The sequence below is a fragment of the Kitasatospora sp. LaBMicrA B282 genome (assembly GCF_050325825.1).
GTDB lineage: Bacteria > Actinomycetota > Actinomycetes > Streptomycetales > Streptomycetaceae > Kitasatospora.
Genome location: NZ_JBNQTI010000044.1, coordinates 1 through 21,827 on the forward strand (window position 1 = coordinate 1; position 21,827 = coordinate 21,827).

Genomic DNA, 21,827 nt, shown 5'->3' on the forward strand with positions numbered 1-21,827 from the left:
GAGCACTCCCACCTCCTTGAGAGGGTAAGGCTCCCAGTAGACGACTGGGTTGATAGGCCGGATGTGGAAGCCCAGTAATGGGTGGAGCTGACCGGTACTAATAGGCCGAGGGCTTGTCCTCAGTTGCTCGCGTCCACTGTGTTGTTCTGAAACAACGACCACCATCCCGTAACGGGTGGGTGCGGTTGACAGTTTCATAGTGTTTCGGTGGTCATAGCGTGAGGGAAACGCCCGGTTACATTCCGAACCCGGAAGCTAAGCCTCACAGCGCCGATGGTACTGCAGGGGGGACCCTGTGGGAGAGTAGGACGCCGCCGAACAATTCTTCTGAAGAAGCCCCCGACCTTTCCGGTCGGGGGCTTCTTCGCGTTTACGAGTCGCGCGGAATGCGCCCCAGGGCGGGCCGTTCCCGGTAGAGCGCGACGGCGATGTCCACCAGCGGGATCCGGTCCAGTTGCTCGACCTCGGCGAGCGGGATCCAGGCAGCCAGGTCGGTCGACCCGTCCGTCTCGTTCCGCAGCTCCCCGCCGGTGACCCGCCCCTGGTAGATGATCCGCAGGCCGTGGAAGTCCCGGGGGAACGCGTGCTGCGGGTCCGGCGGGTAGTGCACGTGGTACGAGTCGACGCCGAGCAGCCGTTCCAGTTCCACCTGGTAGCCGGTCTCCTCGGCGAGCTCGCGGATGGCCGCGTCGTACGGGTCCTCGCCGTGGTCGAGGCCGCCACCGGGCATGGTCCAGAGCCGTTCGCCGGTGGGGGAGATCCAGCGCGCGAGCAGGATCCGGTCGTCCTCGACGCAGACGGCGTAAGCGGCCGGACGGACTTTCTTGATCGCATCTGATGACATGAGGGGCAGCGTAGGGTCCCAGGCATGGAGATCGCCAAGAACATCATCGACACCGAGGCCCTGGACCCCGAGCAGCTCGCCGCGGTGCAGACCGTGTTGCGGGCCGCTGCCGCGGAGGACGGGCGGGAGGCCGTCTCCGAGGCGGGCCGGCTCCGGCTGCGGGCGGGGGAGTCGCGCCCGGGCGTCGTCCACTTCGTGCAGAGCGCGCCGGCGGACCGGGCTCCCGGCGCCCCCGGCGGTTACGCGCAGCTGGAACTCCCGGCCGCCCCCGGCCCCGCCACCGCGGAGCTGGCCGTCCACCCCGAGCAGCGCGGGCGCGGGCTGGGCCGGGCGTTGGTGGCGGCGGTGCTCGACGGGGCCGGCCCGGAGCGTGCGGTCGACTTCTGGGCGCACGGCGGTCACCCGGCGGCCGGCCGACTGGCCGCGGCCCACGGCGCGGAGCTGGTCCGCGAGCTGCGGCAGATGCGCCGCACCGGGCCGGCGCCCGAGGCGGTGCCGCTGCCGGCGGGCGTGACCGTGCGCACCTTCCGCCCCGGCGTGGACGACGAGGCCTGGCTGCGGTTGAACGCGCTGGCCTTCGCCCACCACCCGGAGCAGGGCTCGTGGACCGCCCGGGACCTGGCCGAGCGGATTGCCGAGCCGTGGTTCGACCCGGCCGGCTTCTTCCTGGCGGTGCGCGGCGAGCGGCTGGTCGGGTTCCACTGGACCAAGGTGCACCCGGCCAGCGCGGCCGAGCCGGCGTTGGGCGAGGTCTACGTGGTCGGGGTGGACCCGGCCGAGCAGGGCAACGGCCTGGGCCGGGCGCTCACCGCGGTGGGTCTGCGGCACCTGGCGGAGGACCGTGCGCTGCCCACCGTGCTGCTCTACGTCGACGCCGACAACACGGCGGCCGTCCGGGTCTACGAACGGGCCGGGTTCACCGTGCACGAGGTAGACCTGATGTATCGGGTCGCGGAGGACCGGCGGCGGTGACGGCGGGCAGTAGGGCCGACCACCTCAGCTTTCCTCCTGGCCATGCGGTGTTTACCGTGGATTCAATTGCCGCCGCGAAGATCACAGGATGACGTCCGTAGTGTCTCGCTCCCGCAGCTTGGGCCACACCGCCGGGGCCGGTCGGCTAACGACCGCCGCGGGTGGTCGGCCCGCTCGGTCGCACCCGGATGCGGGTGCGACCGGGGGCCTGCGGGTGGGTGCCCCGGACGCCCCTTGGAGGAGTTGGAACCCATGACCGTCCCCCACCCGGTCGCGGCCGAAGAGCCCGAAGCCTCCGACCCGTCAGGAGCCCCCGCCATGCCCGAGTCGCCCGGTGTGCCGACCCCCTCCCGCCTGACCCAGGCGCTCGGGGTGGCCCTGGACCAGTTCCCCGACGCCGACCGCGTCGTCGAACTGGACGAGCTGCCGCAGGGCCGGTTCCTGGACCGGGAGCGCAGCTGGCTGGCGTTCAACGAGCGGGTGCTGGAGCTCGCCGAGGACCCGCAGATCCCGCTGCTGGAGCGGGCCAAGTTCCTGGCCATCTTCGCCAGCAACCTGGACGAGTTCTTCATGGTCCGGGTGGCCGGCCTGAAGCGCCGGATCGCCACCGGAGTGGCCCAGCGCAGCGCCGCCGGCCTGCAGCCGCGCGAGGTGCTGGACCAGATCTGGACCAGGTCCCGCGAGCTGATGGCCCGTCATGCCGCCACCTTCCAGCAGGACGTGCTGCCGGACCTGGCGACCGAGGGCATCGAGGTGGTGCGCTGGGCGGAGCTGACCGACAAGGAGCAGGGCCGGCTGCACACCCTCTTCCGGCAGCAGATCTTCCCGGTGCTGACCCCGCTGGCGGTCGACCCGGCGCACCCCTTCCCGTACATATCGGGCCTGAGCCTGAACCTCGCGGTGGTGGTGCGCAACCCGGTCTCCGGGCACAAGCACTTCGCCCGGGTGAAGGTTCCGCAGTCGCTCTCCCGCTTCCTGGAGGCCTCGCCGCAGCGGTACGTGCCGCTGGAGGACGTGATGGGCGCCCACCTGGAGGAGCTCTTCCCGGGCATGGAGGTGCTGGCCCACCACACCTTCCGGGTGACCCGCAACGAGGACCTCGAGGTGGAGGAGGACGACACCGAGAACATCCTCAAGGCGCTGGAGAAGGAGCTCATGCGGCGCCGGTTCGGGCCGCCGGTGCGGCTGGAGGTGGAGGAGTCGATCGACCCCTACATCCTCGACCTGCTGGTGCGCGAGCTGAACATCAGTCAGGCCGAGGTGTTCCCGCTGCCCGGGCCGCTGGACCTGACCGGGCTGTTCGGGATCGCCGAGCTGGACCGGCCGGAGCTGAAGTACTCCAAGTTCGTGGCCGGCACCGCGCGCGGGCTGACCGACGTGGAGTCGGCCTCGCAGCCGGACATCTTCGCCGCGATGCGCGAGCGCGACGTGCTGCTGCACCACCCGTACGACAGCTTCTCCACCTCGGTGCAGGCCTTCCTGGAGCAGGCCGCGGCGGACCCGCACGTGCTGGCGATCAAGCAGACGCTGTACCGCACCTCGGGCGACTCGCCGATCGTCGACGCGCTGATCGACGCGGCCGAGTCCGGCAAGCAGGTGCTGGTGCTGGTGGAGATCAAGGCGCGCTTCGACGAGCAGGCCAACATCAAGTGGGCCCGCAAGCTGGAGGAGGCGGGCTGCCACGTGGTGTACGGGCTGGTCGGCCTGAAGACGCACTGCAAGCTGTCGCTGGTGGTGCGTCAGGAGGGCGAGCTGCTGCGGCGGTACGCCCACGTCGGCACCGGCAACTACCACCCGAAGACGGCCCGGGTCTACGAGGACCTGGGGCTGCTGACCGCCGATCCGCAGGTCGGCGCCGACCTGTCGGACCTGTTCAACCGGCTCTCCGGCTACTCGCGCCGGGAGTCCTACCGCCGGCTGCTGACCGCGCCGCGCGGGCTGCGCGACGGGCTGCTGGCCCGGATCCAGAACGAGGTCGCCAACGCGCGGGCCGGCCTGCCGGCCTACGTGAAGCTCAAGATGAACTCGATCGTCGACGAGGCCGTGATCGACGCGCTCTACCGGGCCTCGCAGGCCGGGGTGCCGGTCGACGTCCTGGTGCGCGGCATCTGTGCGATCCGACCCGGCGTGGTCGGACTGAGTGAGAACATCCGGGTGCGCAGCATCCTCGGGCGCTTCCTGGAACACTCCCGGATCTTCGTCTTCGGCAACGGCGGTGATCCCGAAGTCTGGTTCGGCAGCGCCGATATGATGCACCGTAATCTGGATCGGCGGATCGAGGCGCTGCTCCGGGTGGCGGATCCGGCGCACCGGGCGGAGCTGTCCGGGCTGCTCGACCTCGGCATGGCCGAGGGCACCGCCTCCTGGCACCTGGGCCCGGACGGGGCGTGGACCAGACACAGCCAGGACGGTGACGGGCAGCGGCTGCGGGACATCCAGGAGCTGCTCATCGACTCGCGCCAGCGTCGCCGGAGCGTCGCCAGCCTGCTCTGACCTTCCGACCCGCTTCCGACCGCTTCCGACCGCTGCTGAACATCCGTCGCCTGCCCTGGGGGAACGGGGAGACCCACGACATGACTGACGCGCCCATGACGGCCTCGGCGTCCACCGCGACCGCCGGGGAGGTTCTCTCGCGGTGCCTGACCGAACAGGCCGGCCTCTTCCTGCGTGCCCTGCCGCAGGCCGTGGGGGAGGCCGGGGCCCGGCCCGGTGCGCTGCCCTCGGTGAACTCGCCGGGCGGCGCCGCCGGGACCGGTGAGCTGTTGCGTGCCGTGCGGCGGATCGGCGGTGCGCTGCACACCTTCGGCACGCTCTGCGAGCCGGTGTGGGCCGAGGAGTCGCGGACCGAGCTGCGCTGGCTGCTCGGCCTGCTCGCCCAGGAGCCGGCCTTCGTGCGCCGGTCGGCCCGGTTGCTGGCGGCGCTGGACACGTTGAGCTCCACCGGTCAGGGCACGGCTCCCGGCATGCTCGCCGGGCACCAGGGCGCGCCCAAGGCGCGGGCGCTGCTGGAGCGGCAACTCACGCTGGCCCGGACCCGGGTGCACAGCACGGTGCTGCAGGAGCTGCGCTCGGCGCGGCTGCACGCGCTGGCCGACCGGATGACGTTGCTGGTCGGGGAGGCGCCGCTGCTGCCGGTGGCGCAGGCCCGGGCGGGCGAGGTGCTGCCGGCCCAGGCGGCGGGGGCGTTCGCGGCGCTGGAGCAGGCGGTGGCGGCGCTGCCGTTGCAGCGGGCGGCCACCGCGTACCAGGGGGATGCGTTGCACCGGCTGGGCGCGGCGCCGGCCGTGAGTGCCGGGGTGCCCGCGCAGGGGCGGAGCGCGGGGGACGCGGACGGGGCGCTGGCGGCGGACGACGCGCCGTGGTCCCGGGTGCGGATCCTGGTGAAGCGGGCCCGCTACGCGCTGGAGGTGTGCGGGCGGCCGGGGCTGGAGCTGGACGTGCTGGACCAGGTGCTGGACCGGCACCAGGAGGCGGCGGACGCGGCGGTGACGGTGGCGACGGCGGCGCGCACGCCGCGGATCACCCCGGCCACGGCGTACGTGCTGGGGGTGGTGCATGCTGATCAACGACTGGAGGTCGAGGCGGCGCGGTACGCCTTCGGCCTGCAGTGGCCGAAGCTTCCGCACCTCGGATGGCAGGAATGGGCGAGCGCCTGAGCGCTGGGCACGAGCAGGACCCCCGGATGTCGGCCGCCGCGGCGGCGCCGGGGGCGGCTGCGGGATCGGCGACTGCGGGCTCGGCGGCTACTGGCACGGGGCCCGCGCTGGCCCGGCGGCAGCTGCGGGAGGCGAAGCGGCAGGGGTTGTGGACCGGGTCGGCGGTGGACGCCGCGGCCCGGCGGCCGCCGCATCCGGTGGCGGGGCGGCGGGCCGGGGGAGCGGGGCGGGTGGGGACGGTGCTGGCGGCCGGGGCGGTGGTGTGGCTGCCGGGCGGGCCGCGGCGGGACGGCACGGGTGAGCGCAAGCCGCGGATCGCGGTGATCCACCGGCCGAAGTACGACGACTGGAGCCTGCCCAAGGGGAAGCTGCACGCCGGCGAGACGCCGTGGCAGGCGGCACTGCGCGAGGTGGAGGAGGAGACCGGGCTGGTCTGCCGGCTGCAGGCGCCGCTGCCGGTGCAGCACTACCTGGCGCAGGGGCGGCCCAAGGAGGTGCGGTACTGGGCGGCGGTGCCGATCGGGGGCGAGTTCCGGCCGAACCGCGAGGTGGACCGGATGAAGTGGTTGAAGCCGGAGAAGGCCAAGGCCAGGCTGACGCACGCCCGGGACCGGGAGTTGGTCGACGCGTTGCTGGCGGTCCTCGGGCGTTTGCCGGAGTGACGGCTGGTGGCCGTCCGGTGACGTGGCTTGGCCGATTCCTTACCGTGATGCAACCGTGACTACCGACCCGTGTTTCCTGGCATCCCTCCGAGGTTCACTCCCCGTTCACTTGCGACCGGCTGATGCGTCACCTGGCCCACTTAGCTTCGGTCCTACCGGAGGGCCGTAGAGGCCCCGGACCAACAGCAAAGGCCCGCAGCATCCGTCCCGCCTGGGCGATCGCGCACGGTCTGTGCCAAAGAAAGGGACACCCTGTGAAGCTCCAGCGGAACGGCCGCTCCAAGGCCCTCGCGATCGGTGCCGTGGCGCTCGTCAGCACGCTGTCGCTCGCGGCCTGCGGCTCCGACAACAACAGCAAGCCCGCCGCCTCCGGCAGCGCCTCCGGCGGCGCCTCCGCCGCGGCGATCACCTGCGCCACCAAGCAGGCTCCGCTGCAGGGTGCCGGTTCGACCGCCCAGGGCAACGCGATCGACGTCTGGAAGGCCGCCTACGGCGAGGCCTGCTCGGGCTCGCAGGTCGCCTACAACGGTGTCGGCTCCGGTGCCGGTGTCGCCCAGTTCAACCAGGGCAAGGTGGCCTTCGCCGGCTCCGACTTCGCCCTGAAGTCGACCGACGTGGACGCCTCCAAGGCGGTCTGCCAGAACGGCGGCCAGGCCATCGACCTGCCGATGGTGGCCGGTCTGGTCACCCTGGTCTTCAACGTCCCCGGTGTGAACAACCTGGTCCTCGACGGCCCGACCGCCGCGAAGATCTTCGACGGTCAGATCACCAAGTGGAACGACCCGGCGATCGCCGCGCTGAACCCGGGCGTCACCCTGCCGGGCGACAACATCCAGACCTTCCACCGGTCGGACGACTCGGGCACCAGCTTCAACCTGACCTCGTACTTCGCCAAGACCTCGGGCGGCGCCTGGTCCTACCCGGCCAGCAAGACCTGGGCGGGCAAGGGCGGCCAGTCGGCCACCGGCAGCGCCGGTGTCGCGGCCCAGATCAAGCAGGTGCCGGACTCGATCGGCTACGTCGAGCTGTCCTACGCGCAGAACAACGGCCTGAAGACCGCCTCGATCTCCACCGGTGCCAGCAAGCCGGTCGACGCCACCGCCGCCAACGCCGCCACCACGCTGGCCAACTCCACCGTGATCGGCACCGGCAACGACCTGGCGCTGCAGCTGGACTACGGCACCAAGGCCGAGAACGCCTACCCGATCGTCCTGGTGACCTACGAGATCGCCTGTGACAAGGGCAACGCCCCGGCCACCCTGGACAGCCTGAAGTCCTTCTTCACCTACATCGCCAGCAACGGCGGCCAGCAGGCCATCGCCGACAAGGGCTACGTCCCGCTGCCGGCCCCGGTCGCCAGCAAGGTCCAGGCCGCCATCACCAGCCTGAGCTGACCTCCGGGTCCGCATGACCGGTCGGCGATCCCGCGTCGGGGGGACGGGGTCGCCGATCGGCCGCACCGGCATTTCCGCGCCGGTTCCCAATCGCTTTTCCAGCCGTTTCGCACCGTTCGTCCGGGGCACCGCCGCCATGGTGCCGCCCGCCCGCCGGGTCGCACCGCCAGACCGGAGTAAGAACCTCATGACCTCCTCCCCACCGCCCGACTCCGAGCAGTCCGGGCCTCCCGCGTCCAACCAGGGCCGTCCGCCCGCGTCCGCCGGCACGCCCAAGCAGAGCTCGCTCAAGGGCAACAGCCGGTTCGGCGACAGCCTCTTCTTCGGCCTCTCGGCCGGTTCCGGGATCCTGCTGCTGGCCATCATGGCCGCGATCGCGGGCTTCCTGATCTACCGCAGTGGCATCGCGATCAGCAAGGACCACACCAACTTCCTGACCACCTTCGGGTGGGACCCGGACAACATCCTCAAGCCGAGCTTCGGCATCGCCGTGCTGGCCTTCGGCACGGTGGTCAGCGCGGCCATCGCGATGGTCATCGCGGTCCCGGTCGCGATCGGCATCGCGCTGTTCATCTCGCACTACGCGCCGCGCCGGATCGCCCAGCCGTTCGCCTACCTGGTGGACCTGCTGGCCGCCGTGCCCAGCATCGTCTACGGCCTGTGGGGCGCGCTCTTCCTGGTGCCGCACCTGAACGGCCTGATGAGCTGGCTGAACGAGTACCTCGGGTGGACCTACATCTTCAAGACCACCCACCCCGGTGCGCCGGCCCGCAGCCTGTTCACCGTCGGCATCATCCTGGCGATCATGATCCTGCCGATCATCACCGCGGTCAGCCGCGAGGTGTTCCGCCAGGTCCCGCGGATGCACGAGGAGGCGGCGCTGGCGCTCGGCGCCACCCGCTGGGAGATGATCCGCACCGCGGTGCTGCCGTTCGGCCGCCCGGGCATCATCTCGGCCTCGATGCTGGGCCTGGGCCGCGCGCTCGGCGAGACCATCGCGGTGGCCACCGTGCTCTCCTCCAGCAGCGAGCTCTCGCTGCACATCCTGGACGCGGGCGGCGGCACCTTCGCGCAGAACATCGCCCTGAAGTTCGGTGAGGCGGGCTCGCTCGGCAAGGACGCCCTGATGGCGGCCGGCCTGGTGCTGTTCGCGATCACACTGCTGGTGAACGGTGCGGCGCGGCTGATCATCGCCCGTCGCAAGGAGTACTCGGGGGCCAACGCATGACCACCGCGCCTTCCGTCGCGGACCGCACGCCGGTCCCGCAGCTCAAGCAGTCGCTGACCGCGGCCCGGCTGCCCCGCTGGGCACCGGCCGGGGTGGCGGCCCTGTCGATCGGCCTCGGCTGCGGCATCGGTGCCGCCGCCGGCCTGATCAGCCACCTGCAGTGGGGACTGATCTCCGCCCTGCTCTTCGTCGCCATCACCTTCGGCCTGTCGGCCCGGGTCGAGGGCGTGCGGCAGGCCAAGGACCGGATCGCCACCTCGCTGATCTGGGTCGCCTTCATCCTCGCGGTCATCCCGCTGGTCTCGCTGATGGTCTACACCATCCAGCAGGGCGCCGGCGTGGTGAACGCGGACTTCCTGTCCCACTCGATGCGCGGCGTGGTGGCCTCCTCCGGCCCCGGCGGCGGCGTCTACCACGCGCTGCTCGGCACGCTGCAGCAGATCGGACTGGCCACCGCGATGGCCGCGCCGATCGGTCTGCTCACCGCGGTCTACCTGGTCGAGTACGGCCGGGGCACGCTGGCCAAGGTGGTCACCTTCTTCGTCGACGTCATGACGGGCATCCCGTCGATTGTCGCCGGTCTGTTCGTCCTCTCCGTCTGGAACATCGGTCTCGGCTTCCAGTACTCCGGCTTCTCGGGTGCCCTCGCACTGGCGATCCTGATGATGCCGGTGGTCGTCCGGTCCACCGAGGAGATGCTCAAGCTCGTCCCGAACGAGCTGCGCGAGGCCTCGTACGCGCTGGGCGTGCCCAAGTGGAAGACCATCCTGCGGATCGTCATCCCGACCGCGATCGGCGGCATCGCCACCGGTGTGATGCTGGCGGTGGCCCGCATCGCGGGTGAGACCGCGCCGGTGATGATGCTGGTGGGCGTCTGGGACTCGATCAACGCGAACCCGTTCGTCGGGCCGCAGGAGTCGCTGCCGGTCTTCATCTGGCAGCAGTACTCCCAGGTCAACAACCAGTACGGCTACGCCCGTGCCTGGGGTGCCGCACTGGTGCTGATCGCGCTGGTGATGGGGCTCAACCTGATCGCCCGCGGCATCGCCCGCTGGCGTTCGCCCAAGGCCGGGCACTGACCGACCGACTGACGTACGAACAGACGAGAGAAGACGAAAGATCATGGCTAAGCGCATCGACGTCAGCGGACTGTCGGCCTACTACGGTGGCACCAAGGCCATCGAGGACATCTCGATGACCATCGAGCCCCGCTCGGTGACGGCCTTCATCGGCCCCTCCGGCTGCGGCAAGTCCACCTTCCTGCGCACCCTCAACCGGATGCACGAGGTGATCCCCGGCGCCCGGGTCGAGGGCAAGGTCCTGCTGGACGACGAGAACCTGTACGGGGCCGGCGTGGACCCGGTGGCGGTGCGGCGCACCGTCGGGATGGTCTTCCAGCGGCCCAACCCGTTCCCGACCATGTCGATCTACGAGAACGTGGTCGCCGGGCTCAAGCTCGCCGGGGTGAAGAAGAAGTCGGTGCTGGACGGCGTGGTGGAGACCTCGCTGAAGGGCGCCAACCTGTGGAACGAGGTCAAGGACCGGCTGAACAAGCCGGGCGCCGGCCTCTCCGGCGGTCAGCAGCAGCGCCTGTGCATCGCCCGGGCGATCGCGGTCGAGCCGCAGGTCCTGCTGATGGACGAGCCCTGCTCGGCCCTGGACCCGATCTCCACGCTGGCGATCGAGGACCTGATCGGCGAGCTCAAGGAGCGGTTCACGATCGTCATCGTGACCCACAACATGCAGCAGGCGGCCCGCGTCTCGGACCGCACCGCCTTCTTCAACCTGGCCGGCGTCGGCCAGCCGGGCAAGCTGATCGAGCTGGACGACACCCAGCGGATCTTCTCCAACCCGTCGGTGCAGGCGACCGAGGACTACATCTCCGGCCGCTTCGGCTGATCGGCCGCACCGCGGCCACCGAGCTGCTCCGTGGCGCTGCATGGCGGTGCCGCCGCGGAGCATAGAAAGGGCCCGCCCCCGGGACGCGGGGGCGGGCCCTTCCGTCTGCTCGCACGGCTCGGGACGACCGGGTGGTTCAGCCCACCGCGGCGTAGGTGACCGCGTAGACGGCGGCGGCCACCAGGGCCGCGGCCGGCATGGTGATGAACCAGCCGAGCACGATGTTCTTGGCCACGCCCCAGCGGACCGCGCGGACCCGCTTGGTGGCGCCCACGCCCATGATCGCCGAGGTGATCACGTGGGTGGTGGAGATCGGGGCCTTGAAGACGTACGAGGTGATGTACATGATCACGGCCGAGGTCGACTCGGCGGCGAAGCCCTGCGGCGGGTCCAGCTCGATGATCTTGCGACCGAGGGTCCGCATGATCCGCCAGCCGCCCGCGTAGGTGCCCAGCGACAGGAACGCGGCGCAGGAGACCTTGACCCAGATCGGGATCCCGTTGCCGCTCTGGTGGCCGGAGATGGTCAGCGCCATCACCACCACGCCCATCGTCTTCTGCGCGTCCTGCAGGCCGTGGGCCAGCGCCATGGCCGCGGCCGAGGCGGTCTGGGCGACCCGGAAGTTGCGCTTGGCCCGGTGCGGGTTGGCGCGCCGGAAGATCCACAGGATGGCCAGCATCACCAGGTAGCCGGCGATCAGGCCGACGATCGGCGAGACCACCATCGGGATGACGATCTTCTCGATCACGCCGTGCCAGATCACCGTGGTGCCGCCGGCCATGGCCGCACCGACCAGTCCGCCGAAGAGCGCGTGCGAGGAGGAGGACGGCAGGCCGAAGTACCAGGTGATCAGGTTCCAGACGATCGCCCCGACCAGGCCGCCGAAGAGGATGGTCATCCCCTTGGCGCCGTGCGGGGTCTCGATCAGGCCCTTGGAGACGGTCTCCGCCACCCCGCTGCCGAGGAAGGCGCCGGCCAGGTTCATCACCGCGGCCATCGCGAGTGCGGCCCTGGGGGTCAGGGCCCGGGTGGAGACCGAGGTGGCGATGGCGTTCGCCGAGTCGTGGAAGCCGTTGGTGTAGGTGAAGAAGAAGGCGACGCCGATGACGCAGATGAGTGCTGCCATGTCCACGCTGGTCAGGACTCCTTGACGGCGATGGTCTCCACCGTGTTGGCCACGTGCTCGAAGGCGTCGGCGGCCTCCTCCAGCACGTCCACCACCTGCTTGAGCTTGAGCACCTCGATCGCCTCGTACTGGCCGCTGAAGAGGTGGGCCAGCAGCTTGCGGTGGATCTGGTCGGCCTGGTTCTCCAGCCGGTTGACCTCGATCCAGTACTCGTTGAGGTGCGCCATGCTGCGCAGGTTGGGCATCGCCTCGGCGGTCAGCTCGGCGGCCCGGGCGAGCACCTCGATCTGCTGCTCGACGCCCTTCGGCAGGGTCTGGATGTCGTAGAGGACGACCAGGTCGACGGCCTCCTCCATGAAGTCCATGATGTCGTCCAGCGAGGAGGCCAGGCTGTAGATGTCCTCGCGGTCGAAGGGCGTGATGAAGGAGGAGTTCAGCTGGTGGAAGATCGCATGGGTGGTGTCGTCGCCGGCGTGCTCGGCGGCGCGCATGCGCTCGACGATCTCCGCGCGGGAGGACACGTCCGAGCCCAGCAGTTCCAGTAGGAGCTTCGATCCGACGACCAGGTTCTCCGCGGCGGCGGCGAACATGTCGTAGAAGCTCGTCTCCTTCGGGGTCAGGCTAAAACGCACGGAAATCTCCGATGAGCGGGGAGTTGACTGAACGATGCTAGGTGCTCTACGTCAGGGTTGTGCAAACGGGGTGTGCGGCGGGGAACCGGATACTCCTCTTCCGGCCACTGGCTGACCGCGAGCTGTTCGGCCCCCGTCAGTCGGCGTGCGGGTGTGTGGTCAGTCTGACGGAACCCTCCGCCGATCGGGCCCGCCCGACGGCCGCTGCCCCCGATCAGCGCCCGGACGGGGTAACCCCGGGCCGGGCCGGGGTGCGGGACACTGGGAGGCACCGGTCGTGCTCGGCCGGGCGAGGACGAGGACGGGGCAGGCCGATGACCACCACCAGCAGCGGCACTTCGAGCGGCGCCCGGACCGAGCGGCAGCCCGGCGCGGCGGGCGGTGCGGCGGGTGGTGCGGTCGCGGACGGCGCGGCGGGCGGTGCAGGTGCCGCCCACGGGGAGGGCGGTAGTCACGGCGAGGGCGGCGGCCACGGCGCGGGCGGTCCGCACGGCTACAGCTCGCACAAGGCCGACCACCTCAAGCGGCTGCGCCGGATCGAGGGTCAGGCCCGCGGGTTGCAGCGGATGCTCGAGGAGGACGTCTACTGCATCGACATCCTCACCCAGGTCTCGGCCACCACCAAGGCGCTGCAGTCCTTCGCCCTGGCGCTGCTGGAGGAGCACATCAAGCACTGTGTGGCGGCCGCGGTGGCCGAGGGCGGCACCGCGATGGACGAGAAGGTGGCCGAGGCGATGGCGGCGATCACCCGGCTGCTGCGGAGCTGAGCGGCACTGAGCTGAACGGCGCGGCGCCGAGCGGCACGGAGCCGAGCGGGCCGCCGGCCCGGGGCTCAGCCGTCCTGTCCCGCGTCTTCGGCCGGTGCCGCGGGGCCCGGCTGCTCGGTCGGCTGCTGGAGCAGCACCTCGTCGATCCGCGCGGTGGGCAACCGCTCGGCGCTGCTGGCCGAGGCGGCGATCATCAGCTCGCCGGCCAGCTCGATCTCGTCGAGGGCGGCGCTGTCGTGGGACCCGGTCCGATCCGCTCGCTCCGCGCGATCCGTTCGATCCGCCCGTTCCGCCGAGGACGACACCCTGCACCACCCCTTCACCACCCGTATGCCGGCGCGGCAGTCACCCGTTCTCAGCCTAGAGAGTGCCGGGCCCCGCCCCCATGGCACGGACGGGTCATCTCTGGCGCCGAAACGGGTGACTGATGATTCGGTACATGACAGGCACGGGAGGGCGGGCCCGCGGACGGGCGGTGGCCGGTCGGTCGTCGGACGCGTCGCAGGCGTCGCAGGCGTGGGACGGCCGACCGGCGGGGCCGGCTACTTCGGTGAGCCGGACTCGGTCATCTCGACCACGTCCGCCGGGGCCGGCTCGGCGACCTGCACCGGCTTGCCGAAGTCGGTCAGCGACACGGTGGAGGTGACCTTCACCTGGTCCTTGGGGTCCTTCGAGCCGGCCACCCCGGCGAAGGTGAAGACCTCGGTCACCTTGTTCAGCCGGCCCTGGGCGTCCAGCCAGGCCTCGAACGGGACCTCCTTCACGGTGAAGGTGGCGGCCGCCATCCGCAGCCCGTTCGCCGCCGGACCGCCGGTGGCGTCGGCCGCCTTGGCCAGGTCGAGGGTGCCCTTGTAGTGCTTGAGCGGCACGCCGTCCTGGGTCTCGTCGCCGACCACCGAGGCCTGCTGCACCCCGCGCAGCGCCGCGGCGGCGGTGGCCGGGTCGGTGGCGCCGTTGCTGATCAGGTTGCCGTCGGCGAGCTGGCGCACGTCCAGCTTGACCCACTTGCCCGCGGGCACCTTGGCGCCGCTGTTCTGCAGGAAGACGGTCCCGGGCTCGAACACCTCGACCAGGTTCCCGGTGGTCGCCGCGCCCGGCGGGACCTGGACCTCCAGCCGGCCGATCCGCTTGCCGTAGTCGTAGCCGCCGCTGCCGGTGAAGTCCGCCTTCTTGGCCGCCGACTCGGTGGTCAGCTGGGTGGCCGCGGTGACCGAGCCGGTCCGCCCGGTGACGTCGGCGGCGTCGCGGACCGCGGTCAGCGGGTCGTCGGCGAGCTTGTCCGGCGCCGGGCTCTGGCCGGCCGTCGCTCCGCCGCCGGCGTCGGAGGAGCTGCCCGAGGCGCCGCCGCAGCCCGTCAGGGCGACGGCGAGCAGGGCGGTGGCCGCCGCCGGGCCGAGGAAGCGGGCGGAGCGCGACATGGTCATGGTGATCTCAACCCCCATGGTGATCCGACCCCCTCGGGCCGGACGACCGCTGGGCCGCCGCCCCTGGCTGGGCGGGGCCGGTACTGGCGAGAACGACCGGTGCGCGAACGGGTTACGGCGCGGGCGGCGCACGGCGGGCGGCGCGCGCCGGGGCGGTGGCCGGGCGGTGCGGGTCCGCGGGAGCGGAGCGGACGGTCCGCCCGCGGTCCCGGCCCGGCGCGTTACCGTTGACGACGTGTATGCGGAGCCGTCGGCCGAGGCCGACCCTCACGATGGACACGAGGATCCCGTGGCGGGGCACCCGGTGGCGGTGACCGAGCGCGGTTCCTTCGCCTATGCGGCCTGCGGCTGCGGTTGGTACGCGCCGGGGCGGCGCTCCCGGGACCGGGCGCGGCGGGACGCGGCCGAGCACCTGGCGGCGCCGGAGTCGGCCTAGCGGGCCGGGGGCGGGGCCGGGGGGGCGGGGCCGGACCGGGCCGCCGCTGATCGCTTCGGGTCGCTTCGGGTCGCTTCTGGTCGCTTCGGCCGTGTCAGGCCGCGAGGTCGGTGTCGGCGGCGCGGGTCGGCTCGGTGCGCGGGTGCCGGCTGCCACCGGGGCCGCGCCGACGGCGGCCGCCGCGCCCGGCGCCGGCGGGGCCCGCGGTGACCAACGGTGCGGCCGCGGTGCGGGTGACGGCGTGGCAGAGCGGCACCAGCAGGGCCATCGCGAGCGGGGCCAGCAGCAGTGCCACGGCGGTGGCCAGCGCGTAGCCGCCGAGCACGTCGGTCGGGTAGTGCACCCCCATGAAGACCCGGCAGAACCCCTGCAGCGCGGCCAGCGTGCCGGCGATCGCGCCCAGTTGCCGGTCGACCAGGAAGAGCGCCACCGCGACCGCCATCGACATGGTCGCGTGGTCGCTGACGAAGGAGTGGGTACCGGCCTTGCCGGCCACCAGCACGTCCAGCCCCGGGTGGTCGAGGAAGGGCCGCGGCCGGTCGACGATCGCGGCGATCGGCAGGTTGGCCAGCTCGGCCAGCGCCACCGCGAGCGGCACCCAGAGCACCCCGGCCACGGCCACCGGCGCGTCCGGCCGGCGGCGGGCCCGCAGCCAGGCGGCCGCGCAGAGCGCGAACAGGCCGAGCAGGATGCCGTACTCACCCGTCCAGGAGACCAGCGCGTCGAGCCAGCCCGGGGCGGCCTTGGCCCAACCGTTGACGGTGTAGAGCAGTTCGAGGTCGGGGTTGGTGGTGTCGGCAAGCAGCGTCGACACGCCGTACCTCCTGTGCTCTGCCGGGCGGCCTGGTGCTGGTGGGTGCTCGGGTGACCGGGTTTCCCCCTGGATAACGAGCAGGTCGGCGACGAGCGTTCCGCACCGAACGGGTGTTACACAAACTTGACGTGGCGGTGGTTGCGCCTCCCGCCCGGCGGGGCGTCGGGTCTGTCGCGGCGTCAGCCCTGCTTCGGCGGCGGGGCGGCGGCCGGTGGAGCGGCGGCCGGCGGGGCGGCCACCGTGGAGGGGTCGGAGCCGCCGGTGATGTTGCCGTTGCCGTTGTTGTCGCGCACCGGCAGGGCGGCGGCGCCGTCCTGGGTGACCCGGGTGGCGCCGATGTAGTCCTTCTGGTCGATCGAGTCGTAGCGCACCACGGCCCCGGTGTGCGGGGCGTCGATCATGTACCCGCCGCCGACGTAGATGCCCACGTGGTGGATGCTGCGCGGGTCGCTCAGGTCGGTGGCGAAGAAGACCAGGTCGCCGGGCCGCAGTTGGTCGCGGGAGGGGTGCGGGCCGGCGTACCACTGGTCGTTGGCGACCCGGGGCAGGGTGATGCCGACCGAGGCGAAGGCGGCCTGGGTCAGGCCGGAGCAGTCGAACTCGTAGTTCTGCGAGGCCAGTCCCTCGCCGCCCCACTGGTAGGGGGTGCCGAGCTTGGTCTGGGCGAAGTAGATGGCGCCGGAGGCCTGGGCGGAGACCGTCACCGTGCCGCTGCTGGCCGGGCCGCTGAAGCTGACCTCCAAGGCCTTGATCGAGCGGACGTAGCCCTGGGTCTCGGAGTAGGGCGGGACGCCGCCGTACTTGCGGACGGCGTCCTCGCCGGCGTTGTAGGCGGCGAGCATGTTGGCCGTGGCGTCGCCCGGGATGTCGGCGGTGTCGTGGGCGAGCGCGCAGTCGTAGGTGGCGGCGGTGGCGATCGCGTCGATCGGGTCCCAGATGTTCTTCTGTCCGTCGCCGTCGGCGTCCACCGCGTACTCGGCCCAGGTGCCGGGCAGGAACTGGGCCAGCCCGAGGGCCCCGGCACCGCTGCGGGCTGACGGGTCGAAACCGCTCTCCTGGTAGAGCTGGGCGGCGAGCAGCGGCGGGGAGAGCTGCGGGCAGCGGTTGCCCCACTGCTGGACGGCGGACTGGTAGGCGGCGGGCACGGTGCCCACGGCGAGGGTGGGGGCGCCGGCGGGGGCCTGGACGCCGCTGGCGGCGTAGGTGCCGAGACCGATCAGCAGCAGGAATCCGAAGCCGACGGCTCCCCCCGCGATCGCCGCTCGGGCGCCATTCCGGAGTACCATCAGCACCATCCCGATGCAGTGTCAGAGTGCGGGTGTCCCAGTGGAACCCGGGGCAGAGCCTCCGGCGCGACACCGGTACGCATATGCCCCCCGCACGCGCCAGGTCGATCGGCCGACACCCCCACCAGTCTGCTGCAAGGCGTTGCTCAGCGCAATCATCGGAGATACAAAGAGTGAGCGCTATCCTTCGTACAGTGGACATCCTGGCGTATGTGTCCCATGCCGCGCGACCAATCCTCAGGAAGTAGCCAAGTCGACATCAGATCTGGCCAAGAATAGGCCTCAGCCCTTCGCAGTCCCGAGGTGCGGGGCCTTGAATTGCCTGATCGGGCGGTGAGACAGGAATGCACGTGAGTGATGCAGTGAGCAGTGTGGGCCACGCCGTGAACGGATACGCGAGCGGCTTGTTGGCGGACCCGAGTCCGTCCCCCAAGGGCAACATCGACACCATTATCGGTGGAATCGCCCCGGATTGGGGTCCATTCTCCACGCTCGGTTCGGAGGCCCGGATCATGGTGGAGGTCGTGATGGCGGTCGCCATCCTGGCCTGCCTGGCGATCGCGGTCTGGGGGGCGGCGAAGCAGCGGATCGGCGCCACCGCGATGCGGGACACCTTCAGTGCCGAGCAGGGCAAGGGGCTGATCGTCGCGGGGCTGACCGGCGTGTTCATCATCGGATCGCTGGGCACTCTGTTCACCATTGTTTACGGCATGTCCATCTGACGATCAGACAGTCATCCCGTCAGGTAGTCATACCGGCATCCGGCGGCGCCCCGGCCGTCGGGTCGATCAGCCCGGCTGACTCCCGTCGTCCCGTGGGGCACCCACGGCCCGTCAGAATCGGTCAGAATCGGACGGTCGGCCCGTGCCACCGGCCTGCGGCCGGCCGGGTCGACCGCTGCCGGGCGCCCCGGAACACCATGCTGGAGCCCACCGCCGGCTCCCCGTCCCAGGAGGGCCGCCGTGCCGTTGTCCGACGACCAGCCGCACACGCGCACGCGGTTGCCGGTCGGCGAACAGCCCTCCCCGTACCCGGCGGGCCGTCAGCCCAGGCCACTGCTCAAGCTGCTGACGGTCCTGGTGGTCGTCGCCCTGCTGGTGATCGCCATCTCGATCGCCAACCGGAACAAGCCCACCCCCGGCAGCAGCCACGGCGCCGCGCCGCCCCCGCCCGGCAGCAGCAGCGCCACCGCGCCCACCGGCACCCAGCCGGTCTCCACCACCAGCAACGGGATCGCCACCGGCTACCCCGACACCGAGCAGGGCGCCCAGTCGGCGGCCGCCAACTACGCGGTCGCGCTGGGCGGCACCGACATGTTCCGGGCCGACGGCCGGCGCACCGTGCTCGCCACCATCGCCGACCCGGCGGTGGCCGACGCGCTGCGCACCCGGCTGGACCAGGCGATGACCCCCGACGTGCTGGCCGCCTACGGGCTCAACGCCCAGGGCCAGCCGCCCGCCGGGCTCAGCTTCGTCAGCCGGGCCGTGCCGATCGGCACCCACACCGACGGGTACAGCGCCGACACCACCAAGGCCGAGGTCTGGTGCGTGGGGCTCGGCGGCCTGGCCGGGACCTCCTCGACCAAGCCGGTGACCGAGAACTGGTACACCCTCACCCTCAACCTGCACTGGACCGGCGGGGACTGGAAGCTCACCGACTTCACCCGCCAGAACGGCCCGGCACCCATCCCGGCCGACCAACAGGCCGCAGGCGCCGACGAGATCACCGGCGCCGTCCAGCAGTTCGGAGGCTTCCGCTATGCCCGCTGACGGCAACCACCCCGGCCGGCTGCGCCGCGCCGGGCGGCTCGGGAGCGTGTTCGCGTTGGTGCAGCTGGGGGCGCTGCTGGCGGCACAGCGCGCGTTCGCGGCGCCGTCGCCGTCGGCGGGGCCGTCGGGGGGTGCGAGTCCGTCGCCCTCGCCGACAGGGGGGTGCAACGTACTGCCGCTGCCGGGCAGCGATGTCTACTGCGCGCAGGGCAACGGCACCGGCACCCTCCCCGGCTCCTCCACCGTCGGCACCGTCACCGACCCGCTCGGCTCGCTCGCCAAGGCGTGCGCGCAGGCCGCCGCCTGGGTGGTGCGCAGCCTGTCCGGGCAGATCGACGGCACCACCCAGGTCGACTTCACCAACGCCAGCTTCCTCCAGCAGTACGCGGTGGTCTTCGCCGGCGCGACCGTGGTGACCCTGGTGCTCTGGCTGCTCGCGGTGACCAAGCGCGCGGTGCGCGGGGTGCCGCTGACCCAGGCGTTCTCGGAGGCGATCGGCTTCCTCTGGCTGACCGTGGTGGCCTCCGCCTTCACCCCGTTGATCCTGTACACGGTGACCGGGGCGACCGACGGGCTGACCGCGGCGATCGCCTCCGGCACCAAGTCGGACACCGGGACCTACCTGGGCGGCCTGGCCGACACCCTGGAGCACGGGTCGATCGGCGGTGGCCCGCTGATCCTGGTGCTGGTCTCGCTGGTGGCGGTGCTGGCCGCCGCGGTGCTCTGGATCGAGCTGCTGATCCGGGCGGCGATGCTCTACGTCGGCGCGCTGCTCGGCACCGCGGTCTACGCGGGCCTGGTGGACAAGCAGTTGTGGAAGCACGTGCGGCGCTGGGCGGGACTGATGACCGCGATCGACCTGGCCAAGCCGGTGATCGTGATCATCCTGGGCCTGGCCAGCGCGGTGGCCAGCGGGGCCGGCGCCTCGGACGACTTCGCCCGGGTGCTGTCGGGGCTGGCGATCCTCTTCCTCTCCATCTTCGCGAGCACCGCCATCTACCGCTTCGTGCCCGGCTTCGGCGACGAGATGCTGCACCTGCGGCAGGCCCGGGCGAGCGCGGTGCAGGCCGGTTCGGCGATGATCAACGGCCCGGCCAACATGGTGAAGCAGGGCATCTCGACCCACGGTTCGCGCTCCGGCGGCGAGTCGGGCGGGTCCGGCAGCGCCTCCGGCGGCGGTTCGGTCGCGCCCGGGATCGCCGCGCACGCCTCGCGCACCCCCGCCGCGCCGCCCCAGCAGACACCCGCTCAGGCCCCAGCACAGAACCCAGCGAAGGGAGGGTGACGCACCTTGAGCAGCGAACCGCTCGGCCAGTACGGGGCGCAGTACGCCCAGCCGTACGTCCACCAGCGCCGCACCTACCTGATCGGCAAGGCCCGGCCGAACGCGCCGATCGGGCGCAACCGGGAGTCCGGGGAGATCCTGCTGATCATCTTCGGGGCCTTCCTGGGCATGCTCTGGGGGCTGCTGATGCCGATCCTGGCGCTGCGGATCGCGGGTCTGGTCGGCTTCCCGGTGCTGGCCATCGCCGCGGTCTACGTGCCCTACCGGCGCCGCACCTTCTACAAGTGGGTGGAGATCAACCGGACCTACCGGCGCACCGTGCGCAGCGGCCGCGCGGTCTGGCAGTCCACCGCGATGGACGCCGGCACCCGGTTGGACGGGCGGGAGATCGAGGTCGGCCCGCCGCCCGGGGTGGGCCGACTGCGCTGGTTGAGCGCGCCGTTCGGGCCGGACGAGGTCGGGGTGCTGATGCACCTGGAGCGGCGCACCGTCACCGCGGCGATCGAGATCGAGGGCCCGGGCGTGGGCCTGCGCGACTCGGAGGACCAGGAGGCGCTGGTCGAGCGGTTCGGCACGTTGCTCAAGCACGTGGCCAACGGGGACGGCTTCGTCACCCGGTTGCAGATCCTGGCCCGCACCCTGCCGGCCGATCCGGACGCGCACGCCAAGGACGTGGAGCGGCGCGGTGACCACGGGGCGCTGCGCTGGCTGCAGGAGTCCTACGACCAGTTGCAGTCGATGGTCTCCACCTCCTCCGAGCAGCACCGGGCCTACCTGGTGGCCTGCATGCCCTACAACCGCGAGCTGGCGGCCGAGGCGCACGCGATGGGCCGCACCGCCACCGGTGAGCGGGCCCGTGACGACGAGGGCCTGGCGGCCGTGATGGCCCGGGAGCTGACGGACATCTGCGCCCGGTTGGCCGAGGCCGACATCCGGGTCCGGCAGCCGCTGGGTCAGGCCCGGCTGGCCTCGCTGCTGCACTCGATGTACGACCCGGACCACCCGATCGACCACATCCAGGCGATGAGCAAGCGCAACGCCTGGCCGGCCGAGCTGGACGCGACCCACCCGCAGTACCTGCAGGCCAAGACCCGCGAGTCGGTGACCCGGGAGCCGTGGTGTCACGCCACCGCCTGGGTCAAGGAGTGGCCGCTCACTCCGGTGGGGGTCAACTTCCTGGCGCCGCTGCTGGTGCACACCCCGGACGTGATCCGCACGGTGGCCGTCACCATGGACCTGGAGCCGACCGACGTGGCGATCGAGCGGATGCTCACCGAGAAGACCAACGACGAGGCCGAGGCCAGCCGGGCCGCCAAGATGAACCGCACCGTCGACCCGCGCGACCTGGCCCACACCGGTCGGGTCGACCAGCGCGGCGACGACCTGGCCTCCGGTGCCGCCGGGGTCAACCTGGTCGGCTACATCACGGTCTCCGCGCGCAGCCCCGAGGCGCTGGCCCGGGACAAGCGGACCATCCGGGCCTCGGCCGGCAAGAGCTACCTGAAGCTCGAGTGGTGCGACCGCGAGCACCACCGGGCCTTCGTCAACACCCTCCCGTTCGCCACCGGCATCCGCCGCTGACCCGCCCTGGAGGTCCCCCTTGGCGATTGGCAACCTCACCGAGGCCTTCACC

General features: G+C 71.7%; 21 protein-coding genes and 2 rRNA genes. 16 read left to right on the top strand and 7 right to left on the bottom strand.

Going from position 1 to position 21,827, the window contains the following annotated elements; all coding sequences use genetic code 11:
* Positions 1 to 121, top strand: a 23S ribosomal RNA gene (locus tag ACQRUO_RS14970); the annotation flags it as partial.
* Between the two features lie 82 nt (positions 122 to 203).
* A 5S ribosomal RNA gene (rrf, locus tag ACQRUO_RS14975) occupies positions 204 to 320 on the top strand.
* 50 nt (positions 321 to 370) lie between these two features.
* Here rrf and ACQRUO_RS14980 read toward each other — a convergent pair.
* A complete protein-coding gene (locus ACQRUO_RS14980) occupies positions 371 to 844 on the bottom strand; it encodes an NUDIX hydrolase (protein WP_428316383.1) in 474 nt (157 codons plus the stop codon).
* Positions 845 to 868: 24 nt separating this feature from the next.
* Here ACQRUO_RS14980 and mshD point away from each other — a divergent pair, with 24 nt between their 5' ends.
* From mshD to pstB, 8 genes are all read left to right on the top strand, one after another.
* Entirely contained in the window at positions 869 to 1,816 is a 948-nt protein-coding gene (gene mshD / locus ACQRUO_RS14985) for a mycothiol synthase (RefSeq protein ID WP_428316384.1), read from the top strand.
* 252 nt (positions 1,817 to 2,068) lie between these two features.
* On the top strand, positions 2,069 to 4,309 hold the full coding sequence (locus tag ACQRUO_RS14990) for an RNA degradosome polyphosphate kinase (protein WP_428316385.1): 2,241 nt from the start codon (positions 2,069 to 2,071) through the stop codon (positions 4,307 to 4,309).
* A gap of 80 nt (positions 4,310 to 4,389) precedes the next feature.
* Positions 4,390 to 5,472, top strand: a complete 1,083-nt coding sequence (locus ACQRUO_RS14995; RefSeq protein ID WP_428316386.1) for a CHAD domain-containing protein — start codon at positions 4,390 to 4,392, stop codon at positions 5,470 to 5,472.
* The gene (locus tag ACQRUO_RS15000; RefSeq protein WP_428316387.1) at positions 5,457 to 6,134 is read left to right on the top strand and encodes an NUDIX hydrolase; all 678 of its coding nucleotides are present in this window, start codon (positions 5,457 to 5,459) and stop codon (positions 6,132 to 6,134) included. Before ACQRUO_RS14995 ends, ACQRUO_RS15000 begins: the two co-directional genes overlap by 16 nt.
* Before the next feature lie 254 nt (positions 6,135 to 6,388).
* Positions 6,389 to 7,528 (top strand): phosphate ABC transporter substrate-binding protein PstS, encoded by a 1,140-nt coding sequence (gene pstS, locus ACQRUO_RS15005; protein ID WP_428316388.1) that lies wholly within the window; start codon positions 6,389 to 6,391, stop codon positions 7,526 to 7,528.
* A gap of 187 nt (positions 7,529 to 7,715) precedes the next feature.
* Positions 7,716 to 8,756, top strand: a complete 1,041-nt coding sequence (pstC, locus tag ACQRUO_RS15010) for a phosphate ABC transporter permease subunit PstC (RefSeq protein WP_428316389.1) — start codon at positions 7,716 to 7,718, stop codon at positions 8,754 to 8,756.
* Entirely contained in the window at positions 8,753 to 9,835 is a 1,083-nt protein-coding gene (gene pstA / locus ACQRUO_RS15015) for a phosphate ABC transporter permease PstA (RefSeq protein ID WP_428316390.1), read from the top strand. The genes pstC and pstA overlap by 4 nt, the downstream gene beginning before the upstream one ends.
* A gap of 43 nt (positions 9,836 to 9,878) precedes the next feature.
* Positions 9,879 to 10,655, top strand: a complete 777-nt coding sequence (gene pstB / locus ACQRUO_RS15020; protein ID WP_428316391.1) for a phosphate ABC transporter ATP-binding protein PstB — start codon at positions 9,879 to 9,881, stop codon at positions 10,653 to 10,655.
* 136 nt (positions 10,656 to 10,791) lie between these two features.
* Here pstB and ACQRUO_RS15025 read toward each other — a convergent pair whose 3' ends face one another.
* Both ACQRUO_RS15025 and ACQRUO_RS15030 read right to left on the bottom strand, forming a co-directional pair.
* Positions 10,792 to 11,781, bottom strand: a complete 990-nt coding sequence (locus ACQRUO_RS15025; RefSeq protein WP_428316428.1) for an anion permease — start codon at positions 11,779 to 11,781, stop codon at positions 10,792 to 10,794.
* 11 nt (positions 11,782 to 11,792) lie between these two features.
* Entirely contained in the window at positions 11,793 to 12,413 is a 621-nt protein-coding gene (locus tag ACQRUO_RS15030; protein WP_428316392.1) for a DUF47 domain-containing protein, read from the bottom strand.
* Positions 12,414 to 12,727: 314 nt separating this feature from the next.
* Here ACQRUO_RS15030 and ACQRUO_RS15035 point away from each other — a divergent pair, with 314 nt between their 5' ends.
* Positions 12,728 to 13,180, top strand: a complete 453-nt coding sequence (locus ACQRUO_RS15035; RefSeq protein WP_428316393.1) for a metal-sensitive transcriptional regulator — start codon at positions 12,728 to 12,730, stop codon at positions 13,178 to 13,180.
* A 65-nt stretch (positions 13,181 to 13,245) separates the two neighbouring features.
* Here ACQRUO_RS15035 and ACQRUO_RS15040 read toward each other — a convergent pair whose 3' ends face one another.
* A complete protein-coding gene (locus ACQRUO_RS15040; RefSeq protein ID WP_428316394.1) occupies positions 13,246 to 13,485 on the bottom strand; it encodes a hypothetical protein in 240 nt (79 codons plus the stop codon).
* Between the two features lie 237 nt (positions 13,486 to 13,722).
* Positions 13,723 to 14,622, bottom strand: a complete 900-nt coding sequence (locus ACQRUO_RS15045) for a hypothetical protein (RefSeq protein ID WP_428316395.1) — start codon at positions 14,620 to 14,622, stop codon at positions 13,723 to 13,725.
* 271 nt (positions 14,623 to 14,893) lie between these two features.
* Here ACQRUO_RS15045 and ACQRUO_RS15050 point away from each other — a divergent pair, with 271 nt between their 5' ends.
* Positions 14,894 to 15,040 carry a hypothetical protein gene (locus ACQRUO_RS15050; RefSeq protein WP_428316396.1) on the top strand — a complete coding sequence of 49 codons (147 nt, stop codon included), beginning with the start codon at positions 14,894 to 14,896 and terminating at the stop codon, positions 15,038 to 15,040.
* Between the two features lie 94 nt (positions 15,041 to 15,134).
* On the opposite strand, the gene ACQRUO_RS15055 is transcribed toward ACQRUO_RS15050, so the two are convergent.
* Together ACQRUO_RS15055 and ACQRUO_RS15060 are read right to left on the bottom strand one after the other, a co-directional pair.
* Entirely contained in the window at positions 15,135 to 15,854 is a 720-nt protein-coding gene (locus ACQRUO_RS15055) for a phosphatase PAP2 family protein (protein ID WP_428316397.1), read from the bottom strand.
* Between the two features lie 179 nt (positions 15,855 to 16,033).
* A complete protein-coding gene (locus tag ACQRUO_RS15060) occupies positions 16,034 to 17,140 on the bottom strand; it encodes an NlpC/P60 family protein (protein WP_428316398.1) in 1,107 nt (368 codons plus the stop codon).
* A gap of 407 nt (positions 17,141 to 17,547) precedes the next feature.
* Here ACQRUO_RS15060 and ACQRUO_RS15065 point away from each other — a divergent pair, with 407 nt between their 5' ends.
* The 4 genes from ACQRUO_RS15065 (at position 17,548) to ACQRUO_RS15080 (ending at position 21,775) form a co-directional block, all read left to right on the top strand.
* The gene (locus ACQRUO_RS15065) at positions 17,548 to 17,862 is read left to right on the top strand and encodes a hypothetical protein (protein WP_428316429.1); all 315 of its coding nucleotides are present in this window, start codon (positions 17,548 to 17,550) and stop codon (positions 17,860 to 17,862) included.
* A gap of 240 nt (positions 17,863 to 18,102) precedes the next feature.
* Positions 18,103 to 18,909 (top strand): hypothetical protein, encoded by an 807-nt coding sequence (locus ACQRUO_RS15070; RefSeq protein WP_428316399.1) that lies wholly within the window; start codon positions 18,103 to 18,105, stop codon positions 18,907 to 18,909.
* Positions 18,899 to 20,194, top strand: coding sequence for a hypothetical protein (locus ACQRUO_RS15075; protein ID WP_428316400.1), 1,296 nt, complete (start codon positions 18,899 to 18,901; stop codon positions 20,192 to 20,194). The genes ACQRUO_RS15070 and ACQRUO_RS15075 overlap by 11 nt, the downstream gene beginning before the upstream one ends.
* Before the next feature lie 6 nt (positions 20,195 to 20,200).
* Positions 20,201 to 21,775, top strand: coding sequence for an SCO6880 family protein (locus tag ACQRUO_RS15080; protein WP_428316401.1), 1,575 nt, complete (start codon positions 20,201 to 20,203; stop codon positions 21,773 to 21,775).
* Positions 21,776 to 21,827: the final 52 nt, after the last annotated feature.